Origin of the sequence: Pseudoalteromonas sp. MM1 (assembly GCF_030296835.1) — a bacterium.
GTDB lineage: Bacteria > Pseudomonadota > Gammaproteobacteria > Enterobacterales > Alteromonadaceae > Pseudoalteromonas.
Genome location: NZ_AP027922.1, coordinates 2,279,109 through 2,296,157 on the forward strand (window position 1 = coordinate 2,279,109; position 17,049 = coordinate 2,296,157).

A 17,049-nucleotide genomic window follows, 5' to 3' on the forward strand; every position below is an offset into this window, starting at 1 on the left:
CCTTGAAAAAGCTAAAACTAAAGTATTACAAAAAATACTGTTAACATAAATGCAACCAACATTAGGCCGCTTTAGTATTATATAGCCCCTTTAAAATTAAACACTAGTTAAAAATTAGACACTTACATGAAACAAAAATGCAACATCTAAACAAAACTGAATTGCACCTTAAAAAAAAACAAAAATAATAAAAATGTGAAAAATTGATGAACTAAAGTTGGTAAAATTAGGCTAAAAATACAGCTTAACTTGTAAATTAAGCGCTTCATCGTATAAAAATACAACAACACCCTGCTTGTTACACCATGATGTATAAATATTACTGCAATTAAGTTAATAGCTTTAACTTTACTAAGCCTAACTTAAGCCTTATCAGAGCCAGTAAAGCACTGTTAACTACAAGGTTTAGTGGTACACACTATGCAAGTGGTTAATGTATGATTTAAGCTTGTTAGAAGTATGCTGATTATGCGCTGCTAACGTATTAAAGCGGCGTTGCTATATACTGAGGTTATTAACTAGTAAAATAGGAAGTAGGTTAATCGTGTTTGAAGCTATAGCGTTAAGTAAAATATAAAAGTTAAACGATTGGCTGTATTAAGGAGAGTATAAATAATGGGGAAATATTTTGAGGAATTATGGTGAAACAGAAAACTGCTTCACCAAGATGAACTAAGGTTCACATAATTAAAATTATGCTACTTCTACGTTCTCAGCTTCAGGGCCTTTTTGACCTTGTTTGATGCTGAAAGTCACTGCTTGACCTTCGCTAAGAGTGCGAAAACCAGAACCAGAGATTGCGCTGAAGTGTACAAACACGTCAGGACCGTTTTCTTGTTCAATGAAACCAAAGCCTTTAGCTTCGTTGAAAAATTTTACTTTACCAGTAACCGACATACTAAATTTTCCTGTAAGTCAATAATTAAAATTCAGCCATATTATTATGGCTATATCCTCCCTGAGTCAGTGCCCAAAATTCTGGAGGTATAGTACAGGAACAAGTTTTAACCTAACCGGTAACCTTAAACGCAGCACAATATCCGTAAATTCAATACGCAAAAACTCAAAGCAAGTTAAGGTTAACACATTAATATTTTTTTGGCTCTATTAATTGAGATTTATTTGCTAAGAACAAAGATAATTAAAGAGATAAACATAAGTGGTTATTTTTAAAGCTTAAATTGCTTAATAAACAGTAAATTTTTAACTTGTAATTGTAACAAATCGTGTTTGGGTAGTCAGCTTTGCAAATAAAGAGAGTTGCAAGTAGCGTTAAGAAGAGTGCAAAGGCTAAATTACAAGCAAAAAAAGGCCGTACAGCAAGCTATACGGCCTTATTATAATATACATTTAATGTACTTTATTTAACCTGCCAGTCAATTGTAGCTTCTGCCTTAATAGGCACAACTTTCGAGTCACCAAGAGTATAGCTAGCAGGTACTTGCCAAGGGCTTTTCTCTAAGGTAATAGTATCGGTGTTACGAGCAAGGCCGTAAAAGTCAGGGCCAAAATGACTTGCAAATCCTTCCAGTTTATCCAGCGCCCCTGCTTCTTCAAAAGCCTCTGCGTAAAGCTCAATAGCAGCATGGGCTGTATAGGCGCCAGCACAACCACAAGCAGCTTCTTTTTTATCTTTATAGTGCGGTGCTGAGTCAGTGCCTAAGAAGAACTTTTTATTACCACTTACCGCAGCAGCCATTAAAGCTTGTTGATGAATATTACGTTTTAGGATAGGCAAACAGTAATAATGTGGGCGTATGCCACCTGCTAACATATGGTTACGGTTATACAATAAGTGATGCGCGGTAATCGTTGCGGCTACATTTTGTGGAGCGGCTGTTACAAAATCAACAGCATCTTTTGTTGTAATGTGCTCTAGCACTATTTTTAGATTTGGAAAGTCTGCTACAACATCGCCTAAAATTGTCTCTAAAAATACTTTTTCACGGTCAAAAATATCTATTGATGAATCAGTCACCTCGCCATGCACTAATAATAGCATGCCCACTTCTTGCATCGCTTCTAATACAGGATAAATATTCTTTACTGAGGTAACCCCTGAGTCTGAGTTAGTGGTTGCCCCAGCAGGGTAAAGCTTTGCAGCAACAATTTTACCGGTTGCTTTGGCTTTTTTGATTTCTTCAGGTGTGGTTTTATCAGTTAGGTAAAGTACCATTAGCGGTTCAAAGTTGCCTTGCGGCTGCGCTGCCATAATTCGCTCCCGATAAGCTAGCGCTAAATCTGTGCTGGTTGCTGGCGGTACTAGGTTTGGCATTATGATGGCGCGGCCCATGTAGCGGCTAATATCGCGTACTGTATCTTTAAGTTGCTCACCATCGCGTAAATGGACATGCCAGTCATCAGGACGAGTTATGGTTAATGTGTTTTTTAAATTACTATTAATGCTCATTACTTTTTTCCACGGCTGAATTTATCCGATCATAGGCATATGAGAAGATCTAGTAAAGTGTTATCTAATTTATTCCCTTCTATGAGGCTGCAAAATACGATTGGGTTTAAGTTTAACGACGAATACCGCCATTTAAGCGTTTTATTTTGAACCTGCCTTAAATTTGGGTTAACTTATCACTGCTAATACAAATAAAAAGAATAAAACTACCTTATGTCGAATCACCTCGATACTTATAAAGCGCTCGAAATTAAAACCGAGCAGCTAAGCATAATCAATCAGTTCTCTTCTAGCTTGTTACAGCTCGATACCTTAGAAGAATTATTTGAGTATGTAACCACTCAAGTAGTTAACCGCCTCGGGTTTGTTGATTGCGTGATTTACCTGGCTGATGAAACGCGCCTACTGCTCAATCAAGTTGCCTCTATGGGTATAACTCATGCAAGAGACAAGTACCAAGCGGAGCGCAAAATAATAGGCTTTAACGAAGGTATAACCGGTTATGTAGCCCGTACGGGCACCGCTATTATTATTGGTGACGTAACGCAAGACCCCCGCTACATTGCTGATGAGCGCCCTGCCCAGTCGGAGCTGTGCGTGCCACTTATATACAAAGATCAAGTTTTAGGGGTGATTGATTGTGAACACCCAATAAAAAACTATTTCACAAACGCCCACTTGGAAATTTTAACCACGGTTGCGCATTTGCTCAGTGCAAAACTAAATCAAGTAAACACAGTTAATAGCTTAAAGCACACAGTAAATCAGTTAAACGACGCCCAAAAGCTTGAAAACAGTTTACTGCAAATAGCTAATTTAACGTATAAAGCCAGTAACCTAGATACCTTTTTTGAATCACTCCACAACATAATAAATAGCTTACTGCCTGCTGATAACTTTTTTATTGCTCTTTACGATAAGCAAATAGACATACTCGATTTGGTTTACATTGTTGAAGAAGGCATACAAACGCATGCACATAAAAAAATATCAAAAGAACAATTAAAAGATACAGCTTCGTATTATTTATTAAAATCAGACAGTGCACTGCTATTAAACCAAAACGATTATCAGCAACATATAGACAATGGCGACTTTAAACTTGTAGGTCGTCTTTCAGAATCCTGGCTTGGTGTACCATTTAAAGCAAATAATAGAATAAGCGGTGTGATTGTTGTTCAAAGTTACGACAAAAAGTTGCATTATAACGAACACGACAGCGCCCTTTTAACCTACGTAAGTAGGCAAATTAGTATGGCCATAGATAGGCAGCTTGCAAGGCAGGAGCTTGAACACAAAGCATTGCATGATGAGTTAACGGGTCTGGCTAATCGCTCGTTACTCATTGAGCGTATTAAACATGCAATTTTGCGTTTATCACGTGTCAAAAAAGGCACCAGCCATGCCCTGCTTTATTTAGATTTTGATCGATTTAAAAGTATAAATGATTCGCTTGGGCATGAGGTTGGCGATCACTTTTTAATTAAAATTTGTGAGCTAATAAAAAGCACCGTTAGAAACACCGATACGTTTGCACGCCTTGGCGGCGACGAATTCGCCATTTTTATGGAAAACATCACACACCGAAATCAGGTTAGCGAAGCGCTAAAACGAATAAACATAGCTCTTGCTAAGCCACTTAATGTGGATAGTCATTTATTGCAAGCATCAACCAGCATTGGCATCGCTTTTACTGAAAGCTGTGACGATAAAGCCTATTTGCTATTACAGCAAGCCGATGCTGCCATGTACGAAGCTAAATCAAGCGGGCGTGGCCAAGTTAAGTTTTTTAATAACACCATGCGTAAAAAACTTAAAACCCATGCAGATATAGAAAACGACTTACAACACGGTATTGAGCACAACGAGTTTGAACTTTATTTTCAGCCTATTTTTACTATCGCGACAAGCGAAGTTGTCGGCTTTGAGGCATTGGTAAGGTGGCACCATCCTAAAAAAGGGTTTGTATCGCCAAATGAGTTTATCCCGATAGCCGAAACCACTGGGCAAATTATTAACCTCGACTTGCACTTACTTGAACTCGCTGCGCAACATATTGCGCATTGGCACAAACTAGGTCATCGCTTTTTAAAAGTAACGGTCAATGTATCGTCGCGTCATTTTGCCAGCCTCGACTTTGTTGCTCAAGTTCACGCATTGTATAATAAATACCAACTACCTTTAGGATCATTATGCCTAGAAATCACTGAGTCCGGGCTCATTGCAAACCTTGACTTAGCAACTCAAATAATAGAAGGGCTTGCCCCACTTAAAGTGAAATTATGCTTAGATGATTTTGGTACTGGATACTCAGCGCTTGGTTACTTACACCAATTACCTATTCATATTTTAAAAATTGATAAAAGCTTTATCGATCACCTCAATAAAACCAATAACCCGTTAGTAGAGGCCATTCTCTCATTAGCGCAATCACTAAACTTTGAAGTTGTGGCTGAGGGGATCGAAACCCAAGAGCAACTCAATATTTTACAAGCCACCCAATGTAATTACGGACAAGGCTTTTTAAAGTCAAAACCCGTTACAGCCCAACGCGCTATTCAACTTATCAATAAACCTCTGTAGTAGCTGCTATCCGCGGGCTTACTTTTTTCAAGGTCACAAAGATGTAAAAAGTAAGCCCCGTAATACCCATTCGTTTACTTAAGCGCTCAGCTTTTTAGCAATAAAAATAGGTTGTTACTGTTTAAACTTTAGCCCATTAAAACATACCTGTTATTGCGGGTTGGTATAATCACTTATCCTTCTTAAAAACCAATGTCATTTATGAAGCTGCCCTGCTCGAAACGCTGCTTTACACAGCAACTGCACAACCCAACAAGCAACTTGAGCTAAACTCATAGCAAACTCATCAAACCAGTAGCAAATATAGTACCCACATTAGTTAATTTAACTTTAAGGGGATGTTTTAGTAATTAACAGATTATTTTAGCCATCTAGACGTTGAAACGTTTTTTATAAAGGCGTAGTATGTAGTCAATCTGAGCCAAACTCACTTTTCCCTTGAGAATTATTAAAGATGATTGATATAAAACACCTTAAAACTATTGCGACATTAAAAGACACCGGATCGTTAGTTAATACAGCCCGCGAATTATTTTTAACGCAATCAGCTTTATCTCATCAAATTAAAGACTTAGAAAACAAATTAGACTGCCAATTATTTGAAAGAAAAACGCAGCCTGTGCGCTTTACACCTCAAGGAATGCTTTTACTTGAACTTGCTAACGACGTTTTGCCAAAAGTAGAAGCCACGAAGTGCCGCTTAAAAGAAAGCCTGAATCAACCAATTTCTCAACTACGCTTAAGTGTTGAATGCCATGCGTGTTTTCATTGGCTGCTTCCAACAATTAAAGAATTTAATAATTTTTGGCCAGACATCAAAATTGACTACGAACGCGGCTTTAGCTACGACGCTATACCAGATTTACTCAATGATGAGCTCGACTTAGTATTAACTTCAGATATACGCGAGCCTGATAAGCTTGAATACGCTCACTTATTTGATTTTAAATTAAAGCTTATTGTCGCCCCTGATCACGACCTAGCTAAAAAAGCATATGTAACGGCGCTTGATTTAAAAAACGAAACCATCATTTCGTACCCTATTCCGCGCGAGCGGCAAGATATATTTAAACACTTTATTCAAAACGCCCGCTTTGACGGCACACTTAAAAATGTTGATCAAGGCTTATTAATTTTTCAGCTAGTGAGTGCAGGAATGGGTGTAGCAGCGCTGCCTGATTGGTTGGTTACACCTTATGAAAGTCAAGGTTTAATCAAATCAATTCCACTTGGTGCACTTGGCCTAACCCGCCCTATGTACCTAGCAATGAAAAAAGACATGAAAGACAACCCCGTTTATCGCCACTTTTTAAATACCTGTAAGCAAAATAACGGTCGATAAATTACAGACGAATAAGTAACATAAGGCCTATTGTGCTTTATGTTACTTATTATGTTTGAATTAAAAAAATTATTAGGTGGCTTGATTATGCCGCTACCGCTATTTGGTTTACTTACCTTTGTAATGCTAGCTTTGGCGTTTCGTGGACGTAAACCTGCTTTAGTGCTCGCAAGTTTGAGTATATTGGCACTTTTAGTGTTAAGTACACCGTTTGCTGCGCATCAACTTATTAAACACAATGAGCCCGTTTCATTGGCATTTAATGCCTTAAAACACCCAACCCTTGATAAAATTGTTGTGCTGGGTTGCGATATAAACCCAAACCCCGCTTTAAGCGCTAATAATCAGCTAGGAAACTGTGCGCTTACTCGCTTGGTAGAAGGGGTCAAACTTGCAAAAAAATACCCTAATGCAACGCTTTTCGTATCTGGCGGTGGCTATAACAAAGTAACAAATAGCGCATTAATGAGCCAAACAGCAATAAATTTAGGGGTGAGTAAAAGCCGTATAAAACAAAACCCACAGGCAATGGATACCGCCGCAGAAGCCAAACTCCTCGCGCCTAAACTCGTTGATTTTAAGGTTGCACTGGTTACGTCTGTACTGCACATGCCTCGCGCAAAAAACTTGTTTAATGCCCAAGGCATTGAGGTAATTCCTGCCGCTACGGATTATCACAATTTTGCGGCTTTACCTTTGTATAAACAATTTATACCAAATGCTGAGGCATTACGTGTAGTAACGCAATACATGCATGAAGTGATTGGGAGTGCTTGGATAAGCATGCGCCGCCGGATAAACCCAGAGGCGCTTTAGGCTATAAATAAGTTTATTTATACTGGGTTATCTATATCTATAAAGCTCACGTCAAAGCCATGTTCTTTGGTAAGTAGTTCACCAAGCGCTTTAATTCCGTAACGCTCGGTTGCATGGTGCCCTGCCGCAAAAAAGTCTATATTTTGCTCACGCGAGCTATGAATAGTTTGCTCAGAGGCCTCGCCTGTTAAGTATGCATCAATTCCTTGCTCTGCTGCTAAATCGATATAACCTTGCCCGCCTCCAGTACACAGCGCAATGGTGTTAATTTTTTCATCGCGTACAACACTACGTAATGGTTCACGGTTTAAAACTTTAGCTATTTTATTTGCAAACTCGCTACCTGTAAGCGGAGTTTTTAACCGTCCTTTCATAGCAACGCTGTTAGCAACAGGTTCAAGCCCTGCTTCTATTTCAATATCAAGTAAATTAGCAAGCTGGGCGTTATTACCTACAACGGGGTGAATATCAAGCGGTAAATGATAAGCAAATAAATTAATATCATGCGTTAACAAAGCCCCTATACGACGTTTTTTCATGCCTGTAATAGGTTGTGATTCACCTTTCCAAAAATAACCATGATGAACCAAAATAGCATCGGCTTTTTTTTCTATCGCTGCATCTATGAGTGCTTGGCTTGCTGTCACCCCTGTTACAATAGTGGTGATGTCATCTCTACCTTCGACTTGCAACCCATTAGGGCAAAAATCTTTAATTGTGTGAGGTTTTAAAATGTCGTTTAACAGTTGGTTAAATTCTCTTCGTTGCATTATTGTTACCTTACTCAGCACTGAATTTTGTGCAAATTTTGGCGTTTATGGGGCTAAAATGGAAGGAAAATCGCAAAAAATTGAAAAACAGTTGGAAAATAGGTATAAATACGGCTTCTTTATCTGTGTTCACAACGTATAGGGTCTCTGATGAGCAAACTAGACAAAACAGAAGTTTTATCTGCCTTTGAAGCTGCATATGAAGCTGCTAATGGTAAAAAACCTGAAATCACTACAAAACCTGGCTGGTACAGCATCGATGGCGGCAAAAACTTACGCCTAGCTGATGTAGCGGAGCTAACGAAAGAATTAGTCTCTGGCAAACCAGCTGCACAAGCTGAACAAAAAGCGCCTGCGAAAAAAACTAAAACAAAAACTGCTGCGCCTGTTAAAGCAAATAAAACAGCGCCGTTTACTGTTGTAACACAAAGCGAAGACGGCTACACAGCTGAAGAGCTTTGGATTGTTGAGCTTGCAAGCAAAGATCACGATTGTCGTTTACCACGCGGTGTTGTTTAAACATCATGTGATAAATAAAAAAGCCGCGTTAAGCGGTTTTTTTATGCCTGCTATTTAGTAATTGGACATCTAACCATTTAGCTAAAAATCCGCACAATACAATAAATACTGTGCCTAGCAAAACCGGCATCACTAAAAACCCCCAGCTTTGTCCAGATACAATAATTAGAATAGGGTTTGCACCAGCTGCAGGATGAACTGTTTTAGTCAACATCATTAGCGTAATTGCAAGGCCTACAGCTATCGCAATCGACGTACTGCTATCTCCCACATAAGTTACAAACACAACACCAACTAAGGCTGTTATTAAATGCCCTATAATTATGTTCCTAGGCTGTGCAAGTGGGCTATCTGGAATACCAAATACAAGTACAGCCGTTGCGCCAAACGGTGCCATTAGCCAAATACCGTAATCACCTAAATGATTAAGCCATGCTAGAAACCCTATCACTAACATAGAAAAGACTCCTGCGATGCAAGCAAAACGAATATCTTCACACTTCATAAAACCTCCACAAAAGTAGACCGACTTGTCTACACCAGTAATATAGACAACTTGGTCTACCTCTGTCAATATATACTTAACGAGTCAAACAATACCAATCCGCCTAATTAAGTGATCTATTTTGAGGATGGAAAAGCGTGTTGATAGCAAGGCAAAAATTTCGCTATTTAGTTGTTCTCGGCAATTGCTCCTGCATTGCTCTACCTTCTGCATCAATGCAGTCGTAAATGAGAATTTTTTAACGCAGATAGCGACACGTTTAGCCCATAAAAATGATTAAGTATTATTGCGAATAAAAATAAGGTGACGTGTGAGCAAACGAGAAAAAATTATAAATACAGCACTTACGCTTTTTTATAACAAAGGAATTCACGCCGTAGGGATTAATGAGATTTTAACGGTGTCGGGGATAGCTAAAAAAACGCTTTATAATCATTTTGAAAGTAAAGATGAGCTAATTGTTGCTTGTTTAAAACAGCGTGATGCCACTTTTAATCAATGGTTAGAGCAAATATGTGACAAACCAAATGCTATTGGTGTTGCCAGTGCGCTTTTTGACGGTTTAAACCAATGGTTTAATAATGAAGTATCAGAATTGGGCAATTTCAACGGATGCTTTTTTATAAATGCTGCGGCTGAATACCCCAACGACTCACACCCTATTGCAATTCAGTGCAAAACCCATAAACAAGAAGCACTGAATATCGTTTTTAATGCTCTGCTTACCACTGAAGAGCTAAAAAATGATAAAAACAAAGCCCTATATATTGCGCATTTGCTATTTACCATAAAAGAAGGGCTTATATGTCAAGCTCGTGTAATGCATACAACTACTCTTAAAATGCCAAGTTCATCGCTGATACAACACTTGTTACAAAACTAAAAAAGCGGCTAATAGCCGCTTTAAGTAAGTGTAAGCAATTATAGCTTTTCAAAATAAAGCGCTTTACGCTGCTTTTTACCCACTTCATTCATGGTACTTGCATCAAATAAACGACCATTAATCATAGTGTAATCGACTTTATCTGAATCACGAATATTTTTCAGCGGATCGCCATCAATAACCATTAAATCGGCAAGCTTACCGACTTCTAACGAGCCTATATTTTTATCAAGCCCTAAGTATTTAGCAGGGTCAAGCGTAGAGGCTCTAATTGCTTCAAGTGAACTCATACCGCCTTGAGCAAACATCCACATTTCCCAGTGGGCACCTAAGCCCTCACGTTGCCCATGCGCACCTAAATTTACCAGTACACCTAAATCTTGCAGCTCTTTAGCGACACGGGCGTTATTAAAGTGGTTATAGTGATGATCGGGCGCTTTTACTCGGCGCATTGAACGCGGTAATAATTGATTTTTAGGCACAAACTTACTTAAACGCGGATGATTCCACACATCGGTTTTGTCATACCAGTAGTTTTCCCCCCAAATTCCGCCATAGGCGACAACAAGCGTTGGTGTGTAACCTACATCACTTTGCGACCATAATTGTTTTATATCATCGTAAATATTCTCAACCGGAATTGAGTGCTCAATGCCCGTATGCCCATCAACAACCATGCTTAAATTATGTTGTAACAGTGAGCCGCCCTCTGGCACTATCATCATTTCAAGCTCTCGCCCTGCTTCAATAACTTGTTGGCGTTGCTCGCGGCGCGGCTGGTTATACGATTTAACACTAAAGGCTCCAACCTTTTTAAGGCGCTCTAAATGAAATTTAGCATCGTCTAAGGAGTCAATGTGCGAGGTGTAACCAGGCATATTTGCTCCATATAAAATAGTGCCGGTAGAAAAAATTCGTGGCCCTACAATCATGCCGGCCTTTTGCATTTCACTGGCAGTAAATATCTCTGATGTATCGTTTGATGGGTCATGAATTGTGGTAACACCGAGCGCTAAACCTGCGAAGTTTTTCCAGTTTTGCTGTGGGATTATTTCATCACTTGCCTGAGAGCCATGTGCGTGCGCATCAACAATCCCAGGCATAATTGTTTTACCTGTAACATCAATAACATCGGCATCTCTAGGAATAGTAACCTCACCCACTTTGCCAATCGATTTAATGTGTTTACCATCGGTAATTATAACGCCGTTTTCAATGACCTGTTCGCCATTCATGGTAATAATGTTTGCACCTTTTAAAGCAATCATACCTTTTGGCTCGGCCATTTTTTTACTAAAGCTAATGTTTTCGCCACTTTTAACTTTAAAGTCGGCCTCGCCTGCATTGTTTATAGCAAACATGCCATCAAGGCTTGCATGGTATAGCTCGGGGCCTAAGCTCCAGTACAGCTTATTACTATTAGCACTCCAGCTTATATTTTCACCCGCACGTACAGACAGCTGCTCAATAGGAAACTGATTATCTTTAGGGCTTATTGTAATAGGTGAACCGCTTTGCACCAGCGGGGTAACAAATACTTTAAAACGCTCTGCAAACGCTAAGTATTTACCATCTGGTGAGACTCTAAATTCAGTGGCATGCTCCGACTCATAAAGCTTGCGTATCTTTTTACTCTCAAGCTCCACAACACTTAAGGTAGGCTTAGGCCACGGGCTCATGATAAATACACGGTCATTGGTACTACCAAACTGAGGTTGATAACCACTTTTAGAAATAAGCTCGCTCTCTCCCCCTTTTGCACTTACTTTATAAACGCCCGGGTTAAGCGACCACTTAGGATTTAAAATACTTCCGCCGGTGGCTTTACGATAAACGATTGTTTTGCCGTCAGGGCTAAACGTAGGCTCTACATACTTACCCGGTTGCGTTGTAATAGTATCACCACGACCACTGCGCGCAGAGACCACACGCACAGTGCCTTGCTTACTGTCATTCCAAGTGGTGTAAACAATCTTTTTACCGTCGCGGGAGTACTGCGGGAACAGCTCATAATGATCGGTTTGTTTAGTTAAGCGCTTAATTTTACCTGAGTCTAAATCGCGTTTATAAATATACCCTAATGCTTCAAAAATAGCGGTTTCGCCATCGGGGCTAACCTGTACGTTACGCAACATTTTTACGTCAAACTCATCGGTATCTAAATCTTGTGTAAAGCGTACTGCCTTTTGAATCTTTTTAGTGGTTTGTACTTTAAAGTCAATTGGGGCGACTGTTTTATCATCAACGGCTAATTTATGAATTGTACCGCCAGCCCAAAACACAAGCTCTTCGTTATCTGGGGTCCAAGCAATTGTCGGGTACACTCCATGAATAGCCCAGGTTTCTTGCATATCGCGTTCAAGCTTGTCGTAGAGCTTAGTGTGCTCGCCACTGGTTAGGTCGTATAGGTACAAGCTGGTTTGAAAATCATCACGTCTTATATAGGCAAGCTTTTTACCATCAGGTGAAGGAGTCGGTCTTATTGCACCGCCCATTCCTTCAATAATTGTTTCAATGTCGCCGGTTTGTCGGTCAAAGCGCTTAATTTTATAAATACCGGCAACAGAATCTTTAGAGTAGTGAAAGGTTTTACCAGGCGTTGCATCATGAGAAAAGTAAACATAGCGCCCATCTGGCGAGAACATTGGCTCACCTAAGTCTTTTTGGTCGTTCTCGCGTTTAGTAAGCTGAACACCTTTACCACCGGCTTTGTGATAAAGCCACACTTCTCCAGCCCCTAGTGAGCGACTAGCGGTAAAGTGTTTGCGTGCGACAAGGTAATCGCCATCAGGACTCCATGCGGGGCTGTTTAAAAGTCTAAAGGTTTCATCAGTCACCGCTCGCTGATTACTACCATCAATATCCATTACCCATATATTATCGCCACCGCCTTGATCCGAGGTAAACGCAATGTGTTTACCATCTGGGCTAAAGCGAGGTTGCATTTGCCAAGCAATATCGGATGTAAGTTTAGTTGCTTCACCGCCACTAATGGGCATAGCGTATATATCGCCAAGTAAATCAAACACCAATGTTTTACCATCAGGGCTCACATCAATATTCATCCATGTGCCTTGCTGCACGCTAATTGTTGCGTCTGCAAATTTGCCTTTAGGTGAATCAACCTGCCACTTAGCTTGCTCTTCGCTTGCATGCGCGTGACCGATTGCCAATGACACTGATAATGCCAGTGCAGTGTGAAGCATTTTTTTCATGCATTTCTCGCTTGTTATTATTACAGTTAAATTCTCTAACACGATTGCAACAAAAACAGCACTAACATGCCAGTGTTATCAGACCAAGTGCCGAAAATTAATGCCAAACAATGGGATCAAATTGATAATACTCCACCAGCAAGCGGTAAATTTCAGGGTCGTATTGGCGCAGCTCGCTTGGCTTTTCTAAAAAAGTCTCGGTGATCACAGCAAAAAATTCAGCTTCATTTGTTGCTCCATAACTATGAATAACATGGGGCATATTATACGCAACATGGCTTTTTAATTGAGTAAACGCACGGCTAAACACACGGGCCCACTCTTTATAAGCATTGGGGGTTTTTAATAATGGTGTACCGCTAGTTTGGCCAGTTTCTTGGTCTAACTGGTGGGCAAATTCATGAAATACTAAATTATGGCCATCGCTTGGTAAACGGTTGCCTTCTAGTACATCATGCCAACTCAGCACTAATGTACCACCAGGCCATGACTCACCTAAGCGCACTGCGTTGTGGTAACTGACCAGCCCAGCACTATCGCGTGTTGATTGCGGCGCATAATACGCACTAGGGTAGAGTAAAATTTCTTTCACGTTTTTATAAAGTGGCCAAGGTTTATTAAGCACTAACACACAGGCATCGGCTGCAACTATCAGCTTCATGGCGGGGGTTAGCTTTAGAGCATCGCGGCCTAAAAAGCGCTTTTCATTGAGAAACCATATTATGTGGCGCTCAAGCTTGGCTCTGTCGCTATCCGTCATCTTTTTATAGATAGGCATGCAACGAAGGAGTATTTCTTTTTGTTGAGAGTTTAATACAGCGTTTTTATATTTTTTATTCCAAAGCCAGTTTTGTATTATTGGCCAGCGCCAATAGGTAATAACAAAAACAGCTAATACGGTAATTAGTAGCCCATTTATCATTAAGGACATCCAAAATAAGTTAGTCCCTTATTAATATGTGCGCATGGGCTTATTTTCAATCAGATAATTTCTGTACAATTTCGCCCACTATTTTTAGCTTTGTATAAGGCTTGATCTGCTCGCGATAAAAGGCGGTCGTAATCACCTACGTTGGTTGAATCAGACAAGCCAAAGCTTGCTGTTACACTTAACCCCTCACCAATGGCCGAAAAGTCATATTGTGCAATGCTCTCGCGCAGTGCTTCACATATTATTTTTGCTTCAATAGCGGTTTTGTCAGCAAAAACTATCGTAAACTCTTCGCCGCCCCATCGTGCTATGTGTTGGTTTTCTTGGCAGCCATTTTTAAGCAGCTCTGCAATTGTACAAATCACTTTGTCGCCAATAATATGCGACCAGTTATCATTGATACGCTTAAAGTGATCAATATCTAGTATAGCTATGGCTAACGGTCGGTTTTGTTGTTTGTAAGTGGCAAAGTTATGGGCAAGCCAGCTATCAAAAGCACGCCTATTAGGCATATCGGTAAGTTGGTCGTGTGTTGCTTGATACGCAAACGCATTGGCCTGCGTTTGTAAGTCTTGCGTTTGTTTCTCTACTCGGTTTGTAAGCTCTATTTCTATTTTTTTATAGTGGTATAAACGGTATTTGTATATGGCAAAAATAATCATTAAAAATAAAACAAATACTGCAAACTTAAACTGCGCTTTTTGCCAAAAAAATGACTGAATAACAATATTTACAGCTTGCTGATTATCTTGCCAATGTGCGTTAGGGTAACTTGCTCGTACCATAAAGGTATACTCCCCAGGCGGTAAATTGGTGTACTCAGCACTGGTCATATTTTGACGGTTAACCCATTTATCGTTAAAGCCCTTTAATTGGGTTTGAAAATTTAATCGCTGCGGCATAATAAAGCTCAGCCCTGCATAATGAAATGATAAACGAGAAACCCCTGGCGGTAAAAATACCGACTCCCCTTTAAGCGGAAGCGCAATAGGCTTACCGTCTACAAAAATATTTTCAATTATCGTCGGCAAGGCAATTTGAGTTGATGCTTGTAAGCGCGCAGGTTGTACGGTACTCACCCCCTTTGCGGTTGCAAACCAAATACTCCCATCGTTATGTGTTACAGCCGAAGGGGTTGATCCTCCATTAGCCTGCGCACTTAACATGCCATCGCCTTCATCGTAAAGTTGATAGTTAAGCACGGGTGCTTTAGCGGAGGCAGGAGCATCGAGGATTTGCTGTATATGATTTTTATCAATTTGAATAATGCCCCGATTGCTCGAGAGCCAAAATGAGCCATTGTGCGGCACCACTTGAAATAGCTTGTCGATAGGTAAACCTTGCTCTAAACCAAGCATTGCCATTTTTGCGCTTGTTAGCTCATAGCGCACTAAGCCTCTATCTGTGGCCATCCAGGTATAGGTATCATCAATATAAAAACCAAATGCATATTGAGCAGAAAACGCACGTGGAAATTCAACGGTTGTAAATTGCTCACTAACAATATCAAACACCACCACCCCATTGCCGGTACCTACCCAAATATTGCCTGTATTATCTTCACTCAGCGCAAGTATAAACCCACTGGGTAAGTCTTTTTTATTTGTAAATTGATCTAAACTACCATCTTCATTGATGCGCGTTAGCCCCATAGCAGAGCCTATCCACAAACGGTTTTTAGAATCAAATAGTAAAGCCCTTACTTCGTTACTTCCAAGGCCAGTGCTACGATTAATAAACGGGGTAAAGGTATTATTAACTATTTTTAAAACGCCTGAGGTATATGTACCAGCCCACACGGTGCCATCGGGTGCCTCATGCAAACTGAGAACTGAAAAAGGACTACTTTGTTTAGAGCCCGACACTACCGTCGCGCGGTTATTTTTTATTATATTTAAGCCAGAGCTTCCCCCCACCCATAAACTACCATCTGAGTGAGAAAGCACTGTACGGGTATAATCCCCTGCTAAACCTCTTTTTTGGGTCCACGATGAAAACGGTGATTCACGTAGCCTAAAGAGACCTGCATTAGTGCCTATCCAGATACTATTTTCTCTATCTTGTAACAAAGATAAAATTCGGTTGGTGGGTAATCCGTTATTGGCATCTAATTGCTCTACACCATCAGGCGATAACCTAAATACCCCTTTATTAATTGTGCCAAACCATAAATCACCATGATTATCTTCTAGTAGGCTAGAAATAGACTCATTTGCAAGCTGTTCATGTACCGGCTGAAACTGTGCATTGGTTTTGATCCACGCGCCTTTTTCGCTTCCCACAATCAGCGAGCCGCCACGGGTAATTAATAAGTTATATACGGGCGCATTAGGTAAACCAAAATGTGGTGTCATTAAGGTAGGTATTTTATTGTGAATTTTATAAAGGCCCGCACTGGTTGCTGCCCAAATGATCCCATCGCTATCTTCTATTACGCGATAAGCGCTGACATTTTTAATTATTGCAAGGTCGGTATCGCTGTTGTGCGCACGATAAAACACTCCATCGTTTTCAAGGGCTAACCATAAGCTTTTATCAGCACTTTCAATTAAATGATTAACCATAGTAGGCGCTGAACGCTTAGTATCCCACTGCCTATGTTGATATAAGCTAATTCCTCCGCGCGCGCCCGCTATATATAACCCTCCACTATTAGTCGGTGTTAGCGCCCTTAAACCTGAGTCGGGTAAGTTATTAATGTGGGCACGGGTTAGTATTGTAAACTCTTGCCCATTAAAACGCGCCAAACCTTCCCACGTAGCGACCCATAAGTAGCCATCTTTAGTTTGCGTAACACTGTTAATACTGTTGTGCGGTAATCCAGAGCGAGTATTCCATGTTTCAGAAAAATAATCGCTTAACGGTAAACGGGTTTGCTCTTGAGCTTCACATAAAAACATGACGAAAAAAGAACATATAATGCTTAATTGTCTCATCATCAACTGCCTTAGTTATTCTTTTACTTGTGTAAGCGTTTTATCGTTATTTAAACGTAGCAGGAAAGAATTTACTCGGCACTGGGCACATCTAAACTGTGCGTCCAACAAAGTGTTAAAATCCCTATACGCACGGGGT

At 40.2% G+C, this 17,049-nt stretch carries 12 protein-coding genes; 5 read left to right on the forward strand and 7 right to left on the reverse strand.

Going from position 1 to position 17,049, the window contains the following annotated elements:
• Positions 1-693: 693 nt before the first annotated feature.
• On the reverse strand, positions 694-897 hold the full coding sequence (locus QUE46_RS10320) for a cold-shock protein (protein WP_286244722.1): 204 nt from the start codon (positions 895-897) through the stop codon (positions 694-696).
• A gap of 463 nt (positions 898-1,360) precedes the next feature.
• Positions 1,361-2,410, reverse strand: a complete 1,050-nt coding sequence (gene pyrC / locus QUE46_RS10325) for a dihydroorotase (protein ID WP_286244723.1) — start codon at positions 2,408-2,410, stop codon at positions 1,361-1,363.
• A 213-nt stretch (positions 2,411-2,623) separates the two neighbouring features.
• Between pyrC and QUE46_RS10330 the strand changes: the two genes are divergently transcribed.
• The 3 genes from QUE46_RS10330 (at position 2,624) to QUE46_RS10340 (ending at position 7,151) form a co-directional block, all read left to right on the forward strand.
• The gene (locus tag QUE46_RS10330) at positions 2,624-4,993 is read left to right on the forward strand and encodes an EAL domain-containing protein (RefSeq protein ID WP_286244724.1); all 2,370 of its coding nucleotides are present in this window, start codon (positions 2,624-2,626) and stop codon (positions 4,991-4,993) included.
• 454 nt (positions 4,994-5,447) lie between these two features.
• Entirely contained in the window at positions 5,448-6,335 is an 888-nt protein-coding gene (locus QUE46_RS10335) for a LysR substrate-binding domain-containing protein (protein ID WP_055016584.1), read from the forward strand.
• A 51-nt stretch (positions 6,336-6,386) separates the two neighbouring features.
• Positions 6,387-7,151, forward strand: a complete 765-nt coding sequence (locus QUE46_RS10340; protein ID WP_286244725.1) for a YdcF family protein — start codon at positions 6,387-6,389, stop codon at positions 7,149-7,151.
• Positions 7,152-7,168: 17 nt separating this feature from the next.
• On the opposite strand, the gene QUE46_RS10345 is transcribed toward QUE46_RS10340, so the two are convergent.
• The gene (locus tag QUE46_RS10345) at positions 7,169-7,921 is read right to left on the reverse strand and encodes a Nif3-like dinuclear metal center hexameric protein (protein ID WP_286244726.1); all 753 of its coding nucleotides are present in this window, start codon (positions 7,919-7,921) and stop codon (positions 7,169-7,171) included.
• A gap of 150 nt (positions 7,922-8,071) precedes the next feature.
• On the opposite strand from QUE46_RS10345, the gene QUE46_RS10350 reads away from it, so the two are divergent.
• Positions 8,072-8,440 carry a hypothetical protein gene (locus QUE46_RS10350; protein WP_286244727.1) on the forward strand — a complete coding sequence of 123 codons (369 nt, stop codon included), beginning with the start codon at positions 8,072-8,074 and terminating at the stop codon, positions 8,438-8,440.
• 28 nt (positions 8,441-8,468) lie between these two features.
• On the opposite strand, the gene QUE46_RS10355 is transcribed toward QUE46_RS10350, so the two are convergent.
• Positions 8,469-8,945, reverse strand: coding sequence for an HPP family protein (locus QUE46_RS10355; protein ID WP_286244728.1), 477 nt, complete (start codon positions 8,943-8,945; stop codon positions 8,469-8,471).
• Positions 8,946-9,255: 310 nt separating this feature from the next.
• Here QUE46_RS10355 and QUE46_RS10360 point away from each other — a divergent pair, with 310 nt between their 5' ends.
• The gene (locus QUE46_RS10360; protein ID WP_286244729.1) at positions 9,256-9,828 is read left to right on the forward strand and encodes a TetR/AcrR family transcriptional regulator; all 573 of its coding nucleotides are present in this window, start codon (positions 9,256-9,258) and stop codon (positions 9,826-9,828) included.
• 38 nt (positions 9,829-9,866) lie between these two features.
• On the opposite strand, the gene QUE46_RS10365 is transcribed toward QUE46_RS10360, so the two are convergent.
• The 3 genes from QUE46_RS10365 to QUE46_RS10375 all read right to left on the reverse strand — a co-directional run bounded on the left by QUE46_RS10365 (position 9,867) and on the right by QUE46_RS10375 (position 16,913).
• Complete coding sequence (locus QUE46_RS10365; RefSeq protein ID WP_286244730.1) at positions 9,867-13,043, reverse strand: amidohydrolase family protein; 3,177 nt, start codon at positions 13,041-13,043, stop codon at positions 9,867-9,869.
• Positions 13,044-13,140: 97 nt separating this feature from the next.
• Entirely contained in the window at positions 13,141-13,965 is an 825-nt protein-coding gene (locus QUE46_RS10370; RefSeq protein ID WP_286244731.1) for a M90 family metallopeptidase, read from the reverse strand.
• Positions 13,966-14,024: 59 nt separating this feature from the next.
• The gene (locus QUE46_RS10375) at positions 14,025-16,913 is read right to left on the reverse strand and encodes a two-component regulator propeller domain-containing protein (protein WP_308447152.1); all 2,889 of its coding nucleotides are present in this window, start codon (positions 16,911-16,913) and stop codon (positions 14,025-14,027) included.
• Between the last annotated feature and the right edge of the window lie 136 nt (positions 16,914-17,049).